The 19,868-nt window shown below is 53.0% G+C and carries 15 protein-coding genes; 8 read left to right on the forward strand and 7 right to left on the reverse strand.

What is annotated here, in order from left to right; translation table 11 throughout:
• Nucleotides 1-102: 102 nt before the first annotated feature.
• The 4 genes from leuB to EFA69_RS19940 all read right to left on the reverse strand — a co-directional run bounded on the left by leuB (nucleotide 103) and on the right by EFA69_RS19940 (nucleotide 4,684).
• The gene (leuB, locus tag EFA69_RS19925; RefSeq protein WP_123134789.1) at nucleotides 103-1,221 is read right to left on the reverse strand and encodes a 3-isopropylmalate dehydrogenase; all 1,119 of its coding nucleotides are present in this window, start codon (nucleotides 1,219-1,221) and stop codon (nucleotides 103-105) included.
• Complete coding sequence (leuD, locus tag EFA69_RS19930) at nucleotides 1,209-1,805, reverse strand: 3-isopropylmalate dehydratase small subunit (RefSeq protein WP_123134790.1); 597 nt, start codon at nucleotides 1,803-1,805, stop codon at nucleotides 1,209-1,211. The genes leuB and leuD overlap by 13 nt, the downstream gene beginning before the upstream one ends.
• A 209-nt stretch (nucleotides 1,806-2,014) precedes the next feature.
• Nucleotides 2,015-3,409, reverse strand: coding sequence for a 3-isopropylmalate dehydratase large subunit (leuC, locus tag EFA69_RS19935; protein ID WP_123134791.1), 1,395 nt, complete (start codon nucleotides 3,407-3,409; stop codon nucleotides 2,015-2,017).
• A 108-nt stretch (nucleotides 3,410-3,517) separates the two neighbouring features.
• Entirely contained in the window at nucleotides 3,518-4,684 is a 1,167-nt protein-coding gene (locus EFA69_RS19940) for a 2-isopropylmalate synthase (RefSeq protein ID WP_123134792.1), read from the reverse strand.
• Between the two features lie 147 nt (nucleotides 4,685-4,831).
• Here EFA69_RS19940 and EFA69_RS19945 point away from each other — a divergent pair, with 147 nt between their 5' ends.
• Together EFA69_RS19945 and EFA69_RS19950 are read left to right on the forward strand one after the other, a co-directional pair.
• Entirely contained in the window at nucleotides 4,832-6,379 is a 1,548-nt protein-coding gene (locus EFA69_RS19945) for a hypothetical protein (protein ID WP_123134793.1), read from the forward strand.
• Between the two features lie 147 nt (nucleotides 6,380-6,526).
• Nucleotides 6,527-7,387, forward strand: a complete 861-nt coding sequence (locus tag EFA69_RS19950; RefSeq protein ID WP_123134794.1) for a bestrophin family protein — start codon at nucleotides 6,527-6,529, stop codon at nucleotides 7,385-7,387.
• Between the two features lie 156 nt (nucleotides 7,388-7,543).
• On the opposite strand, the gene EFA69_RS19955 is transcribed toward EFA69_RS19950, so the two are convergent.
• The 3 genes from EFA69_RS19955 to EFA69_RS19965 form a co-directional block, all read right to left on the reverse strand.
• Nucleotides 7,544-8,098: a GAF domain-containing protein gene (locus EFA69_RS19955; RefSeq protein ID WP_245964645.1), complete on the reverse strand. Its 555-nt coding sequence runs from the start codon at nucleotides 8,096-8,098 to the stop codon at nucleotides 7,544-7,546.
• A gap of 423 nt (nucleotides 8,099-8,521) precedes the next feature.
• Nucleotides 8,522-9,058, reverse strand: coding sequence for a YceI family protein (locus EFA69_RS19960; protein ID WP_123134795.1), 537 nt, complete (start codon nucleotides 9,056-9,058; stop codon nucleotides 8,522-8,524).
• A 177-nt stretch (nucleotides 9,059-9,235) separates the two neighbouring features.
• Complete coding sequence (locus tag EFA69_RS19965; protein ID WP_123134796.1) at nucleotides 9,236-11,431, reverse strand: FUSC family membrane protein; 2,196 nt, start codon at nucleotides 11,429-11,431, stop codon at nucleotides 9,236-9,238.
• Nucleotides 11,432-11,668: 237 nt separating this feature from the next.
• On the opposite strand from EFA69_RS19965, the gene EFA69_RS19970 reads away from it, so the two are divergent.
• From EFA69_RS19970 to EFA69_RS19995, 6 genes are all read left to right on the forward strand, one after another.
• On the forward strand, nucleotides 11,669-12,643 hold the full coding sequence (locus tag EFA69_RS19970; protein WP_123134797.1) for a YpdA family putative bacillithiol disulfide reductase: 975 nt from the start codon (nucleotides 11,669-11,671) through the stop codon (nucleotides 12,641-12,643).
• A gap of 268 nt (nucleotides 12,644-12,911) precedes the next feature.
• Nucleotides 12,912-13,478 (forward strand): TetR/AcrR family transcriptional regulator, encoded by a 567-nt coding sequence (locus EFA69_RS19975; protein WP_183906882.1) that lies wholly within the window; start codon nucleotides 12,912-12,914, stop codon nucleotides 13,476-13,478.
• Nucleotides 13,479-13,524: 46 nt separating this feature from the next.
• Nucleotides 13,525-14,856: a TolC family protein gene (locus EFA69_RS19980; RefSeq protein ID WP_123134799.1), complete on the forward strand. Its 1,332-nt coding sequence runs from the start codon at nucleotides 13,525-13,527 to the stop codon at nucleotides 14,854-14,856.
• A gap of 27 nt (nucleotides 14,857-14,883) precedes the next feature.
• Complete coding sequence (locus EFA69_RS19985) at nucleotides 14,884-16,023, forward strand: efflux RND transporter periplasmic adaptor subunit (RefSeq protein ID WP_123134800.1); 1,140 nt, start codon at nucleotides 14,884-14,886, stop codon at nucleotides 16,021-16,023.
• A gap of 32 nt (nucleotides 16,024-16,055) precedes the next feature.
• Entirely contained in the window at nucleotides 16,056-19,223 is a 3,168-nt protein-coding gene (locus EFA69_RS19990) for an efflux RND transporter permease subunit (RefSeq protein ID WP_123134801.1), read from the forward strand.
• 82 nt (nucleotides 19,224-19,305) lie between these two features.
• Nucleotides 19,306-19,797 carry a hypothetical protein gene (locus EFA69_RS19995; protein ID WP_148041430.1) on the forward strand — a complete coding sequence of 164 codons (492 nt, stop codon included), beginning with the start codon at nucleotides 19,306-19,308 and terminating at the stop codon, nucleotides 19,795-19,797.
• Nucleotides 19,798-19,868: the final 71 nt, after the last annotated feature.

Raw genomic sequence — 19,868 nt, forward strand, 5'->3', positions numbered from 1 at the left:
GCTTCATCCAGTGTCACAAGACAAAAGTCTCGCGCCAGAGATAACCATCACGAGTTTCCGTTTAGGGGCTGTTTTTGGAAAAAGAGCCCCTAAACGCGTTCATCAGATAATGGTGCTCAGGCCCAGTTCCAGGTTCTTCAGGTGCCGGAAACACTCGCCGCCCTCCTGCACATAGTCCGCAATGAAGCAACCTACCTGCTCGGTGGTGTAAGGGTGTTCTTTGTTCAGTTCGGGTGTAAGCACATTGCGTCTCAGAGCATAGTCCACGCCATCTTTCACCAGATTGGCCTCTTCCTGCAACCCGAAATGCTCCAGCATCATGGCTACGGAAAGAATGGTGGCGATGGGGTTGGCAATGCCCAAGCCTTTGCCCTGCGGGAATGATCCGTGGATAGGCTCAAATAACGCGGCAGTCTCCCCTACGGAGGCCGAAGGCAACAAGCCCAAAGAACCGGCAATCACCGAAGCCTCGTCTGAAATAATATCCCCGAACATGTTCTCGGTGAGAATCACGTCAAATTGCTTGGGGTTCAGAATCATCTGCATGGCGGCGTTGTCCACGAACAGGTAATCAACGGCAACGCTCGGATACTCAGGGGCAATCTGCTGCACCACTTCGCGCCACAGACGGGAAGTCTCTAGCACGTTGGCTTTGTCTACCAGCGTCAGTTTGTTGCGGCGCGTGGTCGCCGATTGGAACGCCAGGTGTGCAATGCGCACAATTTCCTCGCGGGAATATGTGCAGTGGTCATAGGCACCATCTGCGGTGCGGCCTTTCTCTCCGAAGTAGATACCGCCGGTCAGCTCCCGGTAAATCAACATATCAGCCCCTTGAATGCGGTCTGCCTTCAGCGGCGAATGCTCAATCAGCACATCATAAGCGGTTACCGGACGGATGTTGGCGAACAGACCTAATGATTTCCGAAGGCGCAACAGCCCTTGCTCGGGACGTACCTTAGCGGCGGGGTTGTTGTCGTATTTCGGGTCACCAATGGCGCCTAACAAAATGGCATCGGCTTCAAAGCAAGCCTGTAGGGTTGACTCCGGAAGCGGGTCGCCGGTGGCGTCAATGGCGCAGGCGCCCATCAACTGCACATCCAGCTCAAACTGGTGCCCGAAACGCTCAGACACCGCCTCCAGCACTTTCAGGGCCTCGGCACAAACTTCCGGCCCGATTCCGTCGCCGGGTAAAACGGCTATTCTTTTGGTTAATACGCCCATGGTCTGTTGCTTTCGTATTGTTCTATCGCTTCTTTCTGGTTCACTAAAAAATCAATGTCATCGTAGCCATTGATGAGGCACTCTTTCTTGTAGGCGTCAATGGCGAAGGGGATTTTCTCTTCCCACACCGGCACTTCCAGTTCCTGGTTGACCAGATTCACCACCAGCGTGGTCTGCGGGTCTTCTTCAATCTGGGTCAGCAATCTTGCCAGCACCTCGTCGCTCACCTGCAGTGGCAACAGGCCATTGTTCAACGCATTGCCTTTAAAGATATCGGCGAAGAAGCTGGAGATGACCACCTTGAAACCGGCATCATAAATAGCCCAGGCAGCGTGCTCGCGGCTACTGCCGCACCCGAAGTTTTTGCCTGCCACCAGGATTCTTCCGCTGTAGCGGCCTGTGTTCATAACAAAATCTGCCTTCGGCTGACCAGCGTTGTCAAAGCGCCAGTCTCTGAATAAATTCTCCCCGAAACCTTCGCGGGAGGTGGCCTTTAAAAATCGGGCCGGGATAATCTGGTCGGTATCTATATTCTCAATCGGGAGCGGAACCGCTGTGGATTGAAGCACTTCAAACTTTTCCATTTAACTGCTTTATGTGCCACAAGTGCACTTTACAATTCTTTATATGATCGTCCCCCTTTGAAGGGGGTAGGGGGATGATTTCATGTGCTGAGCTTCGCATTCCCGAGAATCATTTTTAATCACTTTGTAGCTGAAGCTGATGGTTCTTCAACTGCCTTTGTCATCCCCCTACCCCCTTCAAAGGGGGACGCAATGCGTGTAAATTTTTCTTAGTTCAGGTATTGGGTAATGTCCACAATCTTTCCTTCCACGGCGGTGATGGCCGCTACCAACGGGCTGGCCAGTAAAGTGCGGGAACCTGGCCCCTGGCGACCCTCAAAATTGCGGTTAGAGGTAGAGACGCAGTAAGCCCCGGCCGGAATCTTGTCTTCGTTCATGGCGAGGCAGGCGCTGCAGCCCGGCTCCCGTAGCTCAAATCCAGCCTCGGCGAGCACTTTGTCAATGCCCTCTTCAATGGCTTGTTTCTCCACGTGCTTGGAACCGGGTACAATAATGGCCTCCACGTGCGGCGCTTTTCTCTTGCCCTGCACATATTTTGCTACCTGGCGCAAGTCTTCAATGCGGGAGTTGGTGCAAGACCCTATGAACACGTACTGAATCTCTTTCCCCAACAACGACTCGCCTGGCTGGAAACCCATGTACTGCAAAGATTTGCTGTAGCTGGCCTGCTCACTCACCGGTACATCAGTTGGAATTACCGCGTCAATGGCCATGCCCATGCCCGGGTTAGTCCCGAACGTAATCATAGGCGCAATGTCGGCCGCGTCAAACGTCAGTTCTTTGTCAAAAGTGGCTCCTTCTTCAGTGAACAGGGTTGCCCAATAGGCCACCGCCTGCTCCCAGCGCTCTCCCTTCGGCGCAAACTCGCGGCCGTTCAGGTAGTCAAAGGTGGTTTGGTCGGGGGCAATCATTCCGCCGCGGGCGCCCATCTCAATAGACATGTTACAAACGGTCATGCGGCCTTCCATGCTCAGGTTGCGGAACGCACTGCCCGCATACTCTACAAAGAAACCTGTTGCTCCACCTGTACCCAGCTTGGAAATCACATAGAGGATGATGTCTTTGGCCGTTACGCCAGGTTTCACATTACCATCAACGGTGATGCGCATGCTCTTGGGTTTGCTCAACAGCAAGCACTGCGAGGCCATCACCTGCGCTACCTGGCTCGTACCAATCCCAAACGCAATGGCGCCGAAAGCTCCGTGGGTAGAGGTGTGGCTATCGCCGCACACAATGGTCATGCCCGGTTGGGTGATGCCCAGTTCCGGACCCATTACGTGCACAATGCCTTGTTTCTCGTGCCCCAGGCCGTACAGTTCAATGTTGTGCTTGGCGCAGTTCTCAGTGAGTTTGTCTACCTGAAACCGGGACAACGGCTCCTCAATGGGCAGGTGCTGGTTTTTGGTAGGCACGTTATGATCGGCGGTGGCTACAATCTGCTCTTTGCGGAACAGCGGCAAGCCCCGCGCCTCAATCTCATCAAACGCCTGCGGGCTGGTTACTTCATGTATGAGGTGACGGTCAATGTAAAATACATCTAACCCACCCGGAATGGACTTCACTACGTGAGCGTCCCATATTTTATCTAATAATGTCTTTGCCATTGTTGGATGTTCTTCTCATTTCTGTGGGCGGCTTACTTGTTCCCAAATTCTGTCTTTGCTGTTCGCCCACAAGTTCCTTTCAGGATGACAATAAATGTTAGGCATTGCCTAACTAGCCGATACCAAATTGTCCTGCTCCACCATTAAATGGAGATCTTCGTCTACTACTTCTTTCTTTCTGTCGGCTACTTCCAGGAAGGCGGTATATGCTTTGTCTAAGGCTTCTTTCTCTAAAGAATAGCCTAATTTCTGCATGCGGTACGCCAGCGCAGCTCGGCCGGAGCGGGCGGTGAGTACAATGGAGGAATCTTCGGCGCCTACTTCTTTAGGATCAATGATCTCATAGGTTTCACGGTTTTTGATCACACCGTCCTGGTGGATGCCGCTAGAGTGCGCAAACGCATTGGCGCCCACAATGGCTTTGTTGGGCTGCACGTGCATGCGCATCATATGAGACACCAGGTGTGAGGTCTCGGTGAGCAAGCGGGAATTTACGCTGGTATCCAGGTTTAGATAAGGGTGTTGGCGTAGAATCATAACCACTTCCTCCAGGGCCGTGTTGCCCGCGCGCTCCCCTACCCCGTTGATGGTACACTCAATCTGGCGGGCACCGTTAATGGCACCGGCAATAGAGTTAGCGGTGGCTAAACCTAGGTCATTATGGCAGTGGGTAGATAGGGTCACATTCTGCACCCCGCGCACGTTCTCATAGAGGTATTTGATTTTGGCACCGTATTCCTCTGGCAGGCAATACCCGGTGGTGTCTGGAATATTCAACACGGTGGCACCGGCTTTGATGACGGCTTCGCAGACCATGGCCAGGAACTCATTGTCGGTGCGGCCAGCGTCTTCAGCGTAGAATTCTACGTCCTCCACAAAGCTTTTCGCTAATTTGACCGCCGCTACGGCCCGCTCAATCACATCGGCCTGGGTGGTGCGCAGCTTGAATTTCACGTGCGATTCTGAGGTGCCAATACCGGTATGGATTCTAGGGTAACGGGCGGTTTTCAAGGCCTCAGCCGCCACTCTGATGTCATTTTCCACGGCGCGGGTGAGGCCGCACACGGTAGCTTCTTTGGTTTGGGCCGCAATGGCGCGCACGGCTTCAAAGTCGCCGGGGCTGGAAACGGGGAAGCCAGCCTCAATCACGTTCACGCCCAGAAGTTCCAGTTGCCGCGCGATTACCAACTTCTCCTCCATGTTTAACTTGCAGCCAGGCACCTGCTCGCCATCGCGCAACGTTGTATCAAATATTTGTATCTTCTGAACTGACATCGTTATTTTGGGCTTCTTGTTCGTTACAAAGAAGTGGGTACTTCTACGGAAGCAAAAAACTTTTTTCAGTACCTCTACTATTTCCAAGAAGCCACTTTTAATTCACATCAATCTGAAAATCAATATTTTAATTACTTTTCATTTACAATGCCCAACCAAAATATTGATCCTATTTTTCAATTGATAAAATCCCTGACTCCCTCTGAGAAACGGCACTTCCGGCTGTTCACCAACAAAAGCGGCTCCAGTGAAGACTTGAAGTTCTTGCAGTTGTTTGATGCCCTGGACCAGCAGGAAACCCTTAACGAGACCCTGATTCTGAAGCAGGTGCCCAGCATAAAGAAAGCGCAGCTGGCCAACCTCAAGAGCAACCTGTACAAGCATCTGCTCTCCAGTCTGCGCGCCTACCATGCTCCCCAGAATCTGGACATTCAGTTGCACGAACAGCTAGACTACGCCCGCGTGCTCTATAACAAAGGATTCTACCAGCAGAGCCTGAAAATGCTGGACAAAGTGAAAGTAGCGGCCCTGGAGTTTGAATTACCGCACATTGCCCTCACGGCCATTGACCTGGAGAAACTGATAGAGAGCCAGTACATTACCCGCAGTTTGAGCGGCCGCGCCGAAAGCCTTACCCAGGAAGCCACCACCGTTTCTACCCACCTGGCCCAGATGCACCAGCTTTCCAACGTTGCATTGCGCTTATATGGGCATTATTTGAAAGTGGGCCTGGCCCGAAACCAGGAAGACCATGAATCCATCACGGCTTTCTTTGAGGCTAACTTACCTATTTTGGATCTGAAGCGAGCCGGTTTCTATGAGAAGCTGTACTACTACCAGGCGCACGTGTGGTACCATCTCATGACCCAGGACCTGAAAGCCTGCTACCGCTACGCCCAGAAATGGGTGGACTTGTTTGAGGAGTACCCGCACATGAAGGAACGGCGGCCGGTGCTGTATATCAAAGGCATGCACAACCTGCTCAACGCACTGTACAACCTGCTCTACCACTCTAAATTTTCTGAGGTGCTGCAACAGCTGGAAGAATTCGCCAATGCCCCCAAGCGCCGTTCCAACCCCAACATTGACACCCTGCTGTTCCTGTACATTTACACGAACAAGATCAATGCGTACTTTCTGGAAGGCAAATTCACGGAGGGGCTGCAGATTATTCCGGGAGTACTCAAGAATCTGGAGGGGTTTCAGGCTCAGCTAGACCCGCACCGCATGCTGGTGTTCTATTACAAAATTGCCAGCCTCTACTTTGGCAGCGGCGATTTCAAGAAAGCCATTGAGTACCTGAACAAAGTCATCCATCACCGCAACACCAGCCTGCGCGAAGATTTACAGTGTTTCGCCCGCATTCTCAACCTCATTGCCCACTACGAGGCTGGTTACGACGATGACACCCTGGATTACCAGATCAGGACGGTGTACCATTTCCTGGGCAAGATGGACAACCAGCAGCAGATGCAGGTGGAGATTTTCCGGTTCCTGCGCAAAGTGGGCGGCATTGCCCCGCACCAGGTGAAGGATGCCTTCATAGAGTTGAAAGACACGTTGATCACGATCTCGCAGAACCCCTTTGAACGCCGGCCTTTCCTGTACCTGGACATTATCTCCTGGCTGGAAAGCAAGATAGACAACGTACCCGTGCAGGAGGTGATGCGCCGCAAGTTAGCCCGGTTGAAATAAATTTCCGCCTTCTGTCTATTTCGGTTAGCTTCTGATCGTTTTGGGGCTGTTTTTGGAAAAAGAGGCTCTAAACGCCTCCGGGCGACGGGCCGAAAAACCCTTTTTTGTAAATGCTTATCTTTGGGCTTCCTATAAGTATTGTAACATATGATCAACTATAACCCCAAAGACTGGTTCGTTTTCATCTTCCGATTCACCAAATCAGACACGTTTCTGCGGCTGCTTCCGCTGTTGATAGGCGTGGGCGTGTACGCGGGGCTGGTGGCGTACGTGGAGCTCAATTATCTGGCGTTTTCCCAGAATGAGCACATCCGGAACGTGGGACTCATGCACAGCGTGCTGGGTTTTGTGCTGTCTATGCTGCTGGTGTTCAGGACCAATACCGCCTATGACCGCTGGTGGGAAGGTAGAAAAATCTGGGGCAGCCTCACCAATTGCTCGCGCAACCTGGCGCTTAAACTGCAAGCCTGCGTCCCCAATCCGGAGGACCGGCTTTTCTTCCGGCAAATGATTTCTTCGTACGCCTTCGCCCTCAAGAGCCACTTACGCGGTAATGAGGATTACCAGGAGCTGGACCCCGTGCTGGACCTTTCCAGGAAGGCGCATGTGCCCAACCAGATTGCCGCCGCTATTTTTGGCCGGGTCAACCATCTGCACCAGATGGGCAGCCTCTCGGCGGGCCAGCTGCTGGTTTTGAACGATGAGATCAAAGTCCTCACGGAAGTGACCGGAGCCAGCGAACGCATCAAGAACACGCCTATTCCGTTCACGTACAGCGTGTTCATTAAGAAATTTATTTTCTTCTACGTCATGACCCTGCCGTTTGGGTGGTCGTTCAGCATGGGTTTTTACGTGATTCCGGTGGTCATGCTCATCCTCTACGCCATGGCCAGCCTGGAGCTGATTGCGGAGGAAATAGAGAACCCCTTCGGGACCGATGACAATGATCTGCCCATTGACCAGATCTGCCACAACATACAGAAACACGTGGGCGAGCTGCTCCCCTAAAGCCTTTGCCCCGGCAACCGATAGCTATGTTCTGGTTTAGGCCTTTTTCCGGAAAAAGAGCCCCTAAACGGAAATATGCCTTTCTTGGTCCGCCCATAAAAGCAGAAGCCTGCCCCAAACGGAGCAGGCTTCTGCTTTTATGGCAAGGGTTGGTTCTTATTGCGCAGAGGAATCCTGCAGGCGGCTTTCTGAGTAGAGTTTGCATTTCCAGAGTTCCAGCTCGTCCATGGCCAGTTTGGCCATGTATTCCAGGGTAATCTGGTCATCAATGCCAAACTCACGGGGTTCTTTGTCTACAATGCACACAGAGCCCAGGTTATAGCCGTCATGGGTGGTGAGCGGAACGGCCGCATAGAAGCGCAAGCCAAACTCCCCGGCCACTAACGGATTTTTAAGCAGGCAAGGCTCTTTGAGGGCGTCTTTGAACACCGTGGCCTGCTGCCGCATCACTGAGAGGGAGCATAAGCTGATGCCGCGCTCCACATCGGTCACGTCTTCCATGCCCACGTTCCCTTTGAAAAACACCCGCTCAGAGTCTACAAAAGAAACCAGGGCAATAGGCACCTTGAACACGTGGGCGGCCAGGGCGGCAATGTGCTTGAAAGGGCCGTTGTCCTCTGATTGCAGTATTTGGTAATCGTGCAGTTTCTTAACGCGTTCTACCTCATTGTCTGGGATAATGCTCACCCCAAAAGTATTGTTTATTGTCATGTACGCTTTCTTCCTATTCTGTCAACTTCTTCTGGCATGCTGGCTATACGTACTTATCCGGAGGTTTGTTAAAAAAAAGATAATATCAGATAGGAGAATAATTATAGAATACGTTTTTTCTCAGAACCCATCGCGCAGCAATCTCTTAACCTTCTGATAATAAAGAAGATTGTACTGGGCTCAATTAGACAAAAGCGCTGAAAAAAATTCACGTGGGTCTTCTTCACTTCAGAGGCTCGTTGAGGTAAACCGCAACGGGCAGGTAGGCAGGGCAAGAATTAGTTTACCTTAAAGCTGGAAGCCGTTTAGCGGCCATTTTTTCAATTTTGGGGCTAAACCAGCCACCGCAGCCTACTGGTTAAAAGGAAAGGGAGCCACACCCATGCGGTTCCCTTTCCTTTGCGTTGCTGCGGTGAAAATAAACTAGGCTTGCTTCACCAGCTGGATTTCAGCTTGCAGGCGGATGTCATCACTCACCACCACGCTTCCGGCCTCGGTGACCGCGTTCCAGGTAAGCCCAAATTCTTTGCGGCTGATTTTTCCCGTAACGGTGAAACCGGCCTTGGTCTGTCCATAGGGGTCTACCACAATACCACCAAACTCCACGTCTACGGTAACGGGTTTGGAGATGCCCCGCACCGTTAACTCGCCGTGCAGTTTAGCGGAGTCTCCGCCGGAGGTTTCGTAGCGGTTGCCCACAAACCGAATCTCACTGTGCGTCTCGGCATCAAAGAAATCGGGGGACTTCAGGTGCGTGTCGCGCTGCTCGTTGTTGGTGTTGATGGAGTTCACATCGGCGGTGAAGACCACATTGGAAGCTTTGGAGAAATCATCGTCCTCGGTGTCCACTTCCACCTGGAAGCTCTGGAAATAACCGGTGACGGTGGTGATCATGAGGTGCTTTACTTTGAACTGCACTTCGCTGTGCGTAGGGTCAAGAATCCACTTGGTGTTTGCCATAGTCTTTAGATTGGTTTAGAGGTTTTTCCGGAGAGTTTGGTATACGTGCCGCTCTTCATTGGGTTGAACAGAAGCCCTAACATTAAATGTATATACATATATACGTTTCTCCCCCGCAAATTCCAAAACCATTTTCCTGTTTAGGGGCTCTTTTCCCAAAAACAGCCCCTAAACAGCTTAGGCCGCAGACGGGGCCAGAACTTTGTTTTCCTCCGGGGAAGTATCTGTGGACAGGACAACTTCGGTGATGCGTTGGATGTCGGTGCAGACTTTCCGGATGAACTCCAGTTGTTCGGCCAGGAGCCGGTCTTCCACGGAGAGCGTTGGCGCGGCTTCCTTGGGGGCTTCAGAGGGTTCCGTTTCCCCTTCCGGCACCTGAAACTGCGGGTCCAGCTTGCGGAGGGCCTCCAGGAGCGAAAGGTGCGCCCGTCGCACCGGCCTCAGGAAAGACTTGGAACAGGCCGTGCCCGCCCCCGCCATGCGTTCAGACAGAATGGTGGCAATGTAAGAAGACAGCACGTGGTTCAGGACCACCAGTTCATACACCTGCCGACTTTTGCGCTGCTTGCTCTTGGGCTCGGCGGTCATGCGCTGGAACGCCGCCGAGAGGTTAGCCGAACTCACGTATACTTCCTTCCGGGCCAGTTTGTAGTCCAGTTCCTGCACCTGGCGGCCCTCCAGGCAGTTGGTCAAGACCTGCAGGTACCTCAGGTTGGCGTTGAGCACATTCTGCAAAAACTGTTTCACCTGCGTAGATTCCCAATTGGGCAAGACAAAATAAGTGGCGGCAAAGGCGATGGCGCAGCCCACCACCGTGTCTATGACGCGCTCCTGCACAATGGCCAGCCCGCCGCCGCCCAGAAAGTTGAACAGGATGAGCATGAACGGCGTCATGAGAATGACGCTGAGCATGTAGTTGATGCGCTGCACGCTGTAGAAACCCGTCATGAAAAGCAACAGAAACACAAACTGGAGAGTCTCGTTGCGGACCAAGAACAGAATGAGCAAGCCAATGGCCCCGCCCACCACCGTACCTATAATCCGTTGCACGTTGCGCTGCTTTGTGAGCCCGAAGGCCGGTTTGAGCAGAAACACCACCGTGAGCAAGACCCAATAGCTATGCTGCCCGTACGGGAACAGCTTGGTGAGCACAAACGCGAAAACTGACACCAGCGCCACCCGCAGCGAAAACCGGAAAGCCGATGAGTTGAACGTGAGGTTGCTCCAGAACAGCCTAGGCGAATAATTCTGATGCGACACAAAGCGGGTAAACTCCAGCACCCGGTCTTGCCGGGCATCCTGCGCCTCCTGCACATTGAAGTACGCCACAATGTCTGTGATGCGCTGCGAAATGGTTCTGATGTTGACCAGAATCCGTTTCAGCACCAAAGTATTGCTGTGGGGCTGCCGCTCGGCCAGAGCGTCAATGCTGGCTTTCAGGTGCTCCAGTTGCTGCGGAAGGTTCAGGTGCTGGGTATGGCGCAGGTTGGCCTGCATGGCAAACCCAATGTTATCCAGCTCATGCGCCAGGCTCTCTATCACCGCTTCTATCTCCTTCAGGATACCCGTCTGGCCGAACCGTTCGTGGATAGAGCTGTAGTCATAATGGATGGCCGTTATCTGCTCATAGAGGTCCACCAAATCCACAAAAGACAGGACCAGTCTCCGCCCCGTATCTGTGGACTCTTTCACTATCTGGCGGCTCTTGAACAACACCTCGCGCACGGCATCCTGCTTCTCGCTCACCAGAATCTGCTGGGCCACCAGCTGGCGGTACTGCTTTTCCAGGTCTAGCTGCGTGGCGTAGAAGGTGGCTTTGATGCGCAGGAATTTGGCTACTTCCCGTATGCATTCGCCCAAGGCCTGCTGGGCCGGGCGGTAGGGCATCATCTGGTACGTGAGCAGCCCCAGCAACAGATACCAGATGCCCCCCACCATGACCAACGCCCCGTAAGGCAGCACCTGCGCCAGAGAAAGCGGGCGGTCCATGGTCATGACCAACACCAGCAAACCCGCCAAGCCAATGAACGAAGCCCTGGCCCCGTACACCAGCAGCATAGACAGCGCAAAACTCAGAAAGAAAATCTCCAGCCCCAGCGTGACCACGTGCAGCCGCGCAACACCGGTTAACATGCCCACCAGCGTACACACCGCAATAGAAGCCAACATGCCGTTACGTCTGTGCACCACCGGCCCCGGCGAATCTCCCAGGCTGGCCCCCAAGGCCCCCAAAGACACTGTAATACCCGTTTGCAGCTGACCCAGGTACGAAAAAAGCAAGGCCGGCAACAGCACCCCAATGGTGATTCTGATGCCGTCTGAAAAATTCTGGCTGTAGAAGAAAGACTGTAATTCCCGTACTTTCCTGTTCATTTAGATGAGCGTGAATAATGCGTGAAGGTAGCTAAACGTGCCCAGCGGCAAGAAGGTGTAGAAAAAAATCTGGTTTAGCCCCGCTTTTTACCTTTGCCAGACCCAGTGCGTTTAGCGGCTGTTTTTCCTAAAACAAGCCTAAAACGAAAACGAAAGGACAACCGCAGCGTGTTGCGCTCCTGTCTCACTTTCTCCAACCTTCTCTCCTTCCTAGTTCTCTTTACGTAGATTTGCAGTATGCGTACTTCCTCAGACTTTGACATTGTCATCATAGGTGCAGGCCCCATAGGGCTGAGTTGCGGCATTGAAGCCCAGAAAGCGGGACTTTCCTACGTGATCCTGGACAAAGGGGCCTTGGTCAACTCGCTGTACAATTACCCGGTTACCATGACCTTCTTCTCCACCTCAGAGAAGCTGGAGATTGGCGATGTGCCCTTTATTTCTGACAACCCCAAGCCCCGGCGCAACGAGGCGCTGGAATATTACCGGCGCGTCACGCTCAAGTTCAACCTGAACCTGCGCCTGTTTGAAGAGGTATTCTCTGTGCAGAAAACTGGAAACCATTTCATAGTGGAAACCGCCAAGCAAACCTACCTCGCCCGGAATGTGATTGTGTCTACCGGCTTCTATGACCTGCCTGCCACCATGGACATCCCCGGCGAAGACCTCCCGCACGTAACCCACTATTATAAAGACCCGCACTACTACGCCCTCCAGAAAGTAGTGGTGGTGGGGGCCAGCAATTCCTCCGTAGACGCGGCCCTGGAAACGTACCGAAAAGGCGCCCAGGTGACCATGGTGGTGCGGGGCCCCGAGATTGGCCGGCGCGTGAAATACTGGGTGCGTCCAGACATTGAGAACCGCATCCAGGAAGGCAGCATCAAGGCCTATTTCAATTCTTCCCTGCTGGAAATCCGTCCGGGTGAGGTAGACATTCAGACCCCCGAAGGCGTGGTGACCCTGGCTAATGATTTTGTGCTGGCGCTCACCGGCTATAAACCTAATTTTGACCTGCTGCGCAAATTTGGGGTAGAACTGTCTCCAGATGATAAACTGTACCCCCAGCACAACTCCCAGACCATGGAAACGAACCAGCCCGGCCTTTACCTGGCGGGTGTGGTATGCGGCGGCATGGACACCCATCTCTGGTTTATTGAGAACTCCCGAGACCATGCCCAGAAAATTGTGCAGCATCTACTTGCCCAGAAATAGCCGTACCGCGTTTAGGGCCTGTTTTGGGAAAAAGAGCCCCTAAACGCACCCAATCCCTCCGCTGCACGTGCGGTTGGTATCTCTATAGATACCAACCGTCTTTATTCCCACAGCTCATTGATTATCAATTAATACTTCATCATAAATAATTCCCTGGGTACAGCATTCAGGAGGCGAGTCAAAGAAAACCTTTCCAACTCCGGCGCAATCTGCTTTACTTTGCCACCCGAATGAACGTTCAATAGATACCTAATTGATGGGCCCGGCAATGATTGCAGAGAAAAAAAAGGCGATTCTGGAGAGTACGCTCAAACTGATAAAAGAGAATGGGTTTCATGGCACACCCATGAGCCAAGTGGCGAAAAAAGCGGGGGTAGCCGCTGGTACCATCTACCATTATTTTGACAGCAAGGACACCTTGATCATGGAGCTGTTCTCCTACACCCAATACATGATTCAGGCGGCCATGCAGGAAAGCCTGCGCGAGGACATGGATTTCAGGGAGAACTTTTTCCTGCGTTGGATCAGCCGCTGCCAGTTCTACATCCAGAACCCAGACGTGCTCTTCTTCATTGAACAGTTTGTGAATTCACCATATTTCCCGCGCTGCTCCAAAGAGCAGAATGAGTTTTCCCAGAATGAGATCATCCAGTTCATCCGGCTGGGCCACCAGAACGGCATCTTGCGCGATCTGGACCCCAAGCTGATGTCCATCATGATTCATAGCAGCATCATGACCGCCGCCAAAGTACACCTTGACGGTAAGTTTTCCTTAGCCGAGAAAGAATTCAAGCAATTGGCACAGATGATTTGGGACAGCATTCGTAAGCTATAACCTCCACCCACTTACCCACTTATAGATTTAATTTTTACCAGTACTTATGAAAAAAACGAAATATCTGATGCCCCTGCTGTTGAGCTGCCTCCTGGCTCCCCTGGCAGTACTGGCACAGGTGACGCCAGATAGCACGGCCGGCAGGCTCACGCTGGAACAATGTGTTGAATTCGCGCTCAAGAACCAGGCCCAGGTGCAGCAGGCCCAATTAGATGAAGAGATTGGGGAGCGCCAGATCAAGGCGCAATTGTCTGGTTGGCTACCTCAGGTAACGGCCCAGTTCGCGGCGGTGCGCAACATTCAGCGGCCCCGCTTTGTCATTGGGAACGAAGTCATTACCACCGGGCAGAACTATACCTCCAACCTTAACCTACAGGCAAACCAGACGCTGTACAGCAATGATCTGTTATTGGCGAGCCGGGCAGCCCGGTTCACCAGATCATCGTTGGACCTGAATACCAAAGCCACCAAAATCAACACGGTGGTAGACGTGAGCAAGGCATTCTACAACATCCTGCTCAGCCAGGAGCAGCTGCGTATTTTGGAGGAGAACATCGCCCGCCAGGAGAAGCAGTACCGTGATGCCCGTGCCCAGTATGAGCAAGGCCTGGTAGACAAAACCGACTACCAACGCGCCAGCATCACCCTCAATAGCATCCGCTCAGACCGCAAGAGAACGCAGGAAGCCATCAAAGCCAGCACTGCGCTGCTACAGGAACTGATGGGATTGCCGGTGGGCGCACCGCTAACCCTGGCATACGACTATAACCAGATGCAGCAGAACATTCTTGTAGACACTACGCAGAATGTGACGTTCGCCAACCGCGTGGAATTCCAGCAGATACAGGTGCAGCGCCAGATCCAGGGGTTGAACACCAGCTTTTACCGCTTCGGCTTCCTGCCAACGGCTTCCATCTATGGCAATTACAACCCGCAGTTCTTCAGCAGTGAACTTTCCAGCCTGTACAATAACATCTACCCTACATCACAGGTAGGCTTGCAGGTGGGTATCCCCATTTTCCAGGGTGGCAGAAGACTGCAGAATGTGCGCATCTCGCGCTTACAGGAAGACCGCCTCAGCATAGACCTGCAGAACCTGCAACGCAGAATCAACACGGAGTACCAGAGTGCCCTGGCCAGCTATAAAAGCGACTACAATGACTGGATTACCCTCCAGAGCAATGTGCAACTAGCGGAGGAGGTGTACAATGTCATCAAGCTTCAGTATAATGAGGGCATCAAGACTTACCTAGAGCTTATTGTTGCCGAAACGGATCTCAGAACCGCCCAGCTCAACTATTACAATGCCCTTTACAACGTGCTTTCCAGCAAGCTGGAAGTGCAGCGTGCTTTGGGAACCATACCCGTTAATCAGTAATCAGAGAGAAAAACCATAGATACCATCATGAAGTTACATTTATCCACCTTGGCGGCGCTTACCCTGTCCAGCGCTTTGTTGGTTTCCTGCGGTAAACAAGAGGCGCCGCAGCAGAACCCCATGGCCGCCGCAGTACCTGTGAACACGTACACCGTTACCCAGGAACATGTTGTGGGCACAGACACCTACCCTGGCACCGTGGTTCCGCTGAATGAAGTAGAATTGCGCCCTCAGGTGAGTGGCTACATCACCCAGATCTTTGTAAAAGACGGCCAGCGCGTGACCAAAGGCCAGAAACTGTATGAGATTGACCGCACCAAATACCAGGCGGCTTACCGTCAGGCCCAGGCCAATGTACGCAGCGCCCAGGCAAATCTGGACCGCGTGCAGAAAGACCTGGAGCGCTATGAGAACCTGGCCCGCCAGGACGCGATAGCCCGCCAGCGCGTAGATTACGCCCGCGCCGATGTGGAAACAGCCCGCGCCCAAGTGGCGGTAGCCCGCGCACAGGTGGCCAGCGCCTCCACTGACCTTGGCTACTCTATCATTGAAGCGCCGTTCAGTGGTACCATTGGCATCTCTCAGGTACGCGTAGGTTCACAGGTTAGCCCTGGACAAACCCTCCTGAACACCATCTCCTCTGAAGGACCTACCGGGGTAGACTTCGTGATCAATGAAAACGAACTGCCGCGTTTCACTAATCTGCAGAAAGGAAAGCAGCCAGACTCTCTTTTCACCCTCAGCCTTTCGGGCGGAGCCAGCTATCCCCATACCGGTAAACTGACGGCCATTGACCGGGCTGTGGGTCTGCAAACCGGTACTATTACTGTACGGGTAAGCTTCCCTAACCCAAATGGCCAGTTAGTGGCCGGTATGACGGCCAATGTAAACGTGCTGAACCAAGACATTGGTCAGCAGATCACCTTTCCGTACAAAGCCGTGACGGAGCAGTTGGGCGAGTACTTCGTCTACAAAGTGCAAGGCGATTCTGTACAGCAGCAGAACGTGTTGTTAGGAACCCGTTTCCAGGAGAAGATTGTAGCCCGCGAAGGCTTGAAGCCCGGAGATGTGATTGTGGTGGAAGGTATCCAGAAACTGCGCCAGGGCGCGAAAATACAGGTGGGTGCGCCGCAAGCCGCCGGAGGTGCCCCAGCTGGTGCCAGATAATATAAATTTCAAGTAGCTTTTTCAGAACGAGTATGATATCTGATGTATTTATAAGACGGCCCATCACCGCCATCGTGATCTCCATTGTGATCGTGTTGGTAGGGTTGCTGGCCATGATGAACCTGCCCATCACCCAATACCCGGACATTTCCCCGCCCACGGTATCGGTGTCGGCGAACTACACGGGCGCCGATGCGCAGACCATTGAGCAAACGGTGGCCACCCCCATCGAAACCCAAATCAACGGTACGCCGGGCATGGCCTATCTGACCTCTACCAACACCAGTACCGGCCAGATGAACATGACCGTGACCTTTGAGGTAGGAACGGACATCGATATCGCCACCCTGGACGTGCAGAACCGCGCCAGTGTGGCCGAGCCCACCTTACCTGAGGAGGTACGCCGGTTAGGGGTAACGGTACGGAAACGGAACCCAAGTATCTTGATGGTAATCGGGATCTACTCCCCCAAGAAAACCCACGACGTTCAGTACCTGGACAACTACGCCAACATCTACGTGAAAGACGCTTTGCTGCGGGTGCAGGGAGTTGGGGACGTGACCGCCATTGGCCAGGATTTCAGTATGCGTCTATGGTTGCAGCCAGATAAAATGGCGCAGTACAACATGAACGCGAACCAGGTGGTAGCTGCCATTCAGGAGCAAAACCTGCAGGTGGCCGCCGGTACGGTGGGTGCCCGTCCGCAATACAACACCCAGGCGTTCCAGTACCCCATCACCGTGAGTGGCCGCTTGACCACGAAGGAAGAGTTTGAGAACGTGATCATCCGCACCAACCCAGAAGATGGTTCTTTGGTGTACCTGAAAGACGTGGCGCGGGTAGAGTTCGGTCAGTTCGACTATGGCCGGCAGTCTACCATCAACGGGAACCCGTCGGCGATGATGCTGATCTACCAGGCCCCGGGCTCCAACGCGGTAGCCACCGCCGAAGGGATCTACGCCACGCTGGAGGAAATGAAAAAATCTTTCCCCGCTGACGTAGATTACATTGTCTCCTTTGAATCTGTGACCGTGGTGGAGGTTTCCATCAACGAGGTGGTGCACACCTTGATTGAGGCCTTGATTCTGGTAATTGTGGTGGTGTTCCTGTTCCTGCAGAGCTGGAGAGCGACCCTGGTGCCTATTTTGGCCATTCCGGTATCCATCATTGGTACGTTCATCTTCTTCATTCCGCTGGGCTTTACCATCAACACGTTGACCCTCTTCGGGTTTGTGCTGGCCATTGGTATTGTGGTGGATGACGCCATTGTGGTGGTGGAAGCGGTGCAGCACTATATTGACCATGAGCGGCTCTCGCCCAGAGAGGCTACCCGCAAGGCCATGAAAGACATCACGGCGCCGGTAATTGCCATTGCCCTGATTCTGGCGGCGGTGTTTATTCCGGTAGGTTTCATCCCAGGTATTGTGGGCCGTCTGTACCAGCAGTTCGCCATCACCATCGCGATCTCGGTACTGATCTCAGCCTTTGTGGCCTTGACCTTGACCCCGGCGCTTTGCTCTCTGATGCTGCGCCCCATGAACGTGAACCGCGAGTCCAGAGGTCTGAACAAGTTCTTCTACAAGTTCAACAACTGGTTTGCCAGAACCACGGAGTCTTATTCAGTGGGGGTTCGCAAGAGCATTAAAGCCGCGCCTCTCGCCTTAATTCTGCTGGTGTGTTTGTACGTGGGTACGGTAGGGCTCTTCGCCAAAAAGCCGACCGGCTTTATCCCGACGGAAGATGAAGGCCGTCTGTTTATCTCCGTGGAATTACCAGAGGGTTCCTCCGCCAACAGAACGCAGGAGATTCTGGAGAGAATGGCCGGTATTCTGGGAGAGGTAAAAGCCATTAAAAACGCCACCTCCATCTCTGGTTTGAACGCAATTAACTTCTCCTTTAAGTCTAACAGTGGTACGTTCTTCATCCAGATGCTGCCCTGGGACGAAAGACAGGATCCCTCCATGCAGTTGCAGGGGGTGATGGCCGAGCTGAACCAACGCTTTGCCGCCATCAAAGAAGCGAATATCATTGTGGTGGCTCCTCCGGCCATTCCGGGTCTGGGGCAGTCTGGTGGTTTCAGCTTCATGCTGGAGCAACGCACGGCAGGCGACATCAAAGAGCTGGAGCGCGTGATGGGTCAGTTCCTGATGGCTGCGAACCAACGCCCCGAGATTGCCATGGCGTACAGCTTCTTCAACACCCGCACGCCCGGCTACCACGTAGACGTGGACCGCGAGAAAGTGAAAAAACTGGGCATCAGCCTGACCGATGTATACGCCACCATGTCTTCTTACATGGGTAGCCGCTACATCAACGACTTCACCCGTTACGGCCGTAACTACCGCGTAGTAGCCCAAGCAGATACCGCTTACCGGATGGATATCCAGGACATGAAACAGTTCTATGTCTTGAACCAGCGGGGAGAATCGGTGCCACTGAGCGCCCTGGTGACGACCAAAGTAGTGGAAAACCCAGCCGTAATCTCCCACTACAACTTGTTCAGATCAGTGGAGATTTCGGGAGGTGCCAAACCGGGTTACAGTAGCGGGCAAGCTTTGCAGGCGCTGCAAGAGGTAGCCGCCCAAACGTTACCAGCCGGTTACGGCTTTGACTTCTCGGGCCTCAGCCGGGAGGAGTTATCAGCGGGGAACAGCACCATCTACATCTTCGCGCTGTCCATCATCCTGGTGTTGCTGTTACTGGCCGCCTTGTATGAAAGCTGGAGTGTGCCGTTCTCTATCCTGTTTGCCATTCCGCTGGGGATGTTCGGGGCGATCCTGGCTCTTACCTTCCTGCCGAAACTGGAGAACAACGTCTACGCCCAGATTGGTATGATTACCCTGATTGGTCTGGCCGCCAAAAACGCCATCCTGATTGTGGAGTTCGCCAAAGAACGGGTAGACCGCGGCATGGAACTGATTGAAGCGACCATTGAAGCCGTTCGGCTGCGTCTGCGTCCTATTATCATGACCTCCATGGCCTTTATCTTAGGAGTGATTCCGCTGGTGATGGCCTCCGGCGCCGGAGCGGTTTCCCGCCAGACCATCGGTTGGGTAGTAATTGGCGGTATGTTGGCCGCTACCTTCCTGGCCATCTTTATTGTACCAGTGCTTTACGTAGTGATCACCCGCCTGGCCTATGGTAAGAAAGGTTTAGCTGCTCTCCGTGACAGATACAAAGACATAGACTTTGACCACTAATCTGTAGATACTTATTTTGATTTTTGAGAAAGCCCTGGCTCCGTTAGCCAGGGCTTTTTAATAGAGACCTTTTTCTTCCATCATGAAGCAACAGCAACCAATTGCTCCAAAACGAATCTCACCCTTAGTTCTTTCACTGGCTATTTACCAACTGGCGGGTGGTCTGATAGGGTTGGGCTTGTTCCTGAAATTGATTCCGCAGTTACAGAACCCTTCCACCTCTACCTGGGTAGGTATTGCGCTGGCCGCCGTGCTGTACACCTTTTCCATTTTATGCGGCTTTCTGCTGTTCCAGGGAACACGCCGGGCTTTTACTTTATCTATGGCAAACCAGATACTGCAGGTGCTGAGCTTTGGGATATCTGGTGTAGCCTACAATTATGTGGCGGGGCTTAAACTGGGGATAGGGGTGGAATTCTGGGAAAGCTGGCTTTTTAAATTCCGGCTGTCTCTGTCTTCCTTTAATTTCAGCGTTGGCGCAGAAAACTCTTTATCATTTGTGACCGTCAACCTGCTGGCCTTGGTGTGCATCTACCTGCTGGAAAGAACCAGGGAAGACAGCAAGAACAGATAACAAGAAAAACACCACATTGACAGAAGGCCCAAACCAGAAGTGAAAGAGACACTTCTGGTTTGGGCCTTTTT

It is taken from the genome of Rufibacter immobilis (genome assembly GCF_003721565.1).
In the GTDB taxonomy this organism is placed as follows: Bacteria; Bacteroidota; Bacteroidia; order Cytophagales; family Hymenobacteraceae; genus Nibribacter; species Nibribacter immobilis.

Excerpts from the sequence above, each read along its gene's own strand:
- leuB (WP_123134789.1), bottom strand. The coding sequence starts at position 1,221 with ATGGGCGTATTAACCAAAAGAATAGCCGTTTTACCCGGCGACGGAATC.
- leuD (WP_123134790.1), bottom strand. The coding sequence starts at position 1,805 with ATGGAAAAGTTTGAAGTGCTTCAATCCACAGCGGTTCCGCTCCCGATT.
- leuC (WP_123134791.1), bottom strand. The coding sequence starts at position 3,409 with ATGGCAAAGACATTATTAGATAAAATATGGGACGCTCACGTAGTGAAG.
- EFA69_RS19940 (WP_123134792.1), bottom strand. The coding sequence starts at position 4,684 with ATGTCAGTTCAGAAGATACAAATATTTGATACAACGTTGCGCGATGGC.
- EFA69_RS19945 (WP_123134793.1), top strand. The coding sequence starts at position 4,832 with ATGCCCAACCAAAATATTGATCCTATTTTTCAATTGATAAAATCCCTG.
- EFA69_RS19950 (WP_123134794.1), top strand. The coding sequence starts at position 6,527 with ATGATCAACTATAACCCCAAAGACTGGTTCGTTTTCATCTTCCGATTC.
- EFA69_RS19955 (WP_245964645.1), bottom strand. The coding sequence starts at position 8,098 with ATGACAATAAACAATACTTTTGGGGTGAGCATTATCCCAGACAATGAG.
- EFA69_RS19960 (WP_123134795.1), bottom strand. The coding sequence starts at position 9,058 with ATGGCAAACACCAAGTGGATTCTTGACCCTACGCACAGCGAAGTGCAG.
- EFA69_RS19965 (WP_123134796.1), bottom strand. The coding sequence starts at position 11,431 with ATGAACAGGAAAGTACGGGAATTACAGTCTTTCTTCTACAGCCAGAAT.
- EFA69_RS19970 (WP_123134797.1), top strand. The coding sequence starts at position 11,669 with ATGCGTACTTCCTCAGACTTTGACATTGTCATCATAGGTGCAGGCCCC.
- EFA69_RS19975 (WP_183906882.1), top strand. The coding sequence starts at position 12,912 with ATGATTGCAGAGAAAAAAAAGGCGATTCTGGAGAGTACGCTCAAACTG.
- EFA69_RS19980 (WP_123134799.1), top strand. The coding sequence starts at position 13,525 with ATGAAAAAAACGAAATATCTGATGCCCCTGCTGTTGAGCTGCCTCCTG.
- EFA69_RS19985 (WP_123134800.1), top strand. The coding sequence starts at position 14,884 with ATGAAGTTACATTTATCCACCTTGGCGGCGCTTACCCTGTCCAGCGCT.
- EFA69_RS19990 (WP_123134801.1), top strand. The coding sequence starts at position 16,056 with ATGATATCTGATGTATTTATAAGACGGCCCATCACCGCCATCGTGATC.
- EFA69_RS19995 (WP_148041430.1), top strand. The coding sequence starts at position 19,306 with ATGAAGCAACAGCAACCAATTGCTCCAAAACGAATCTCACCCTTAGTT.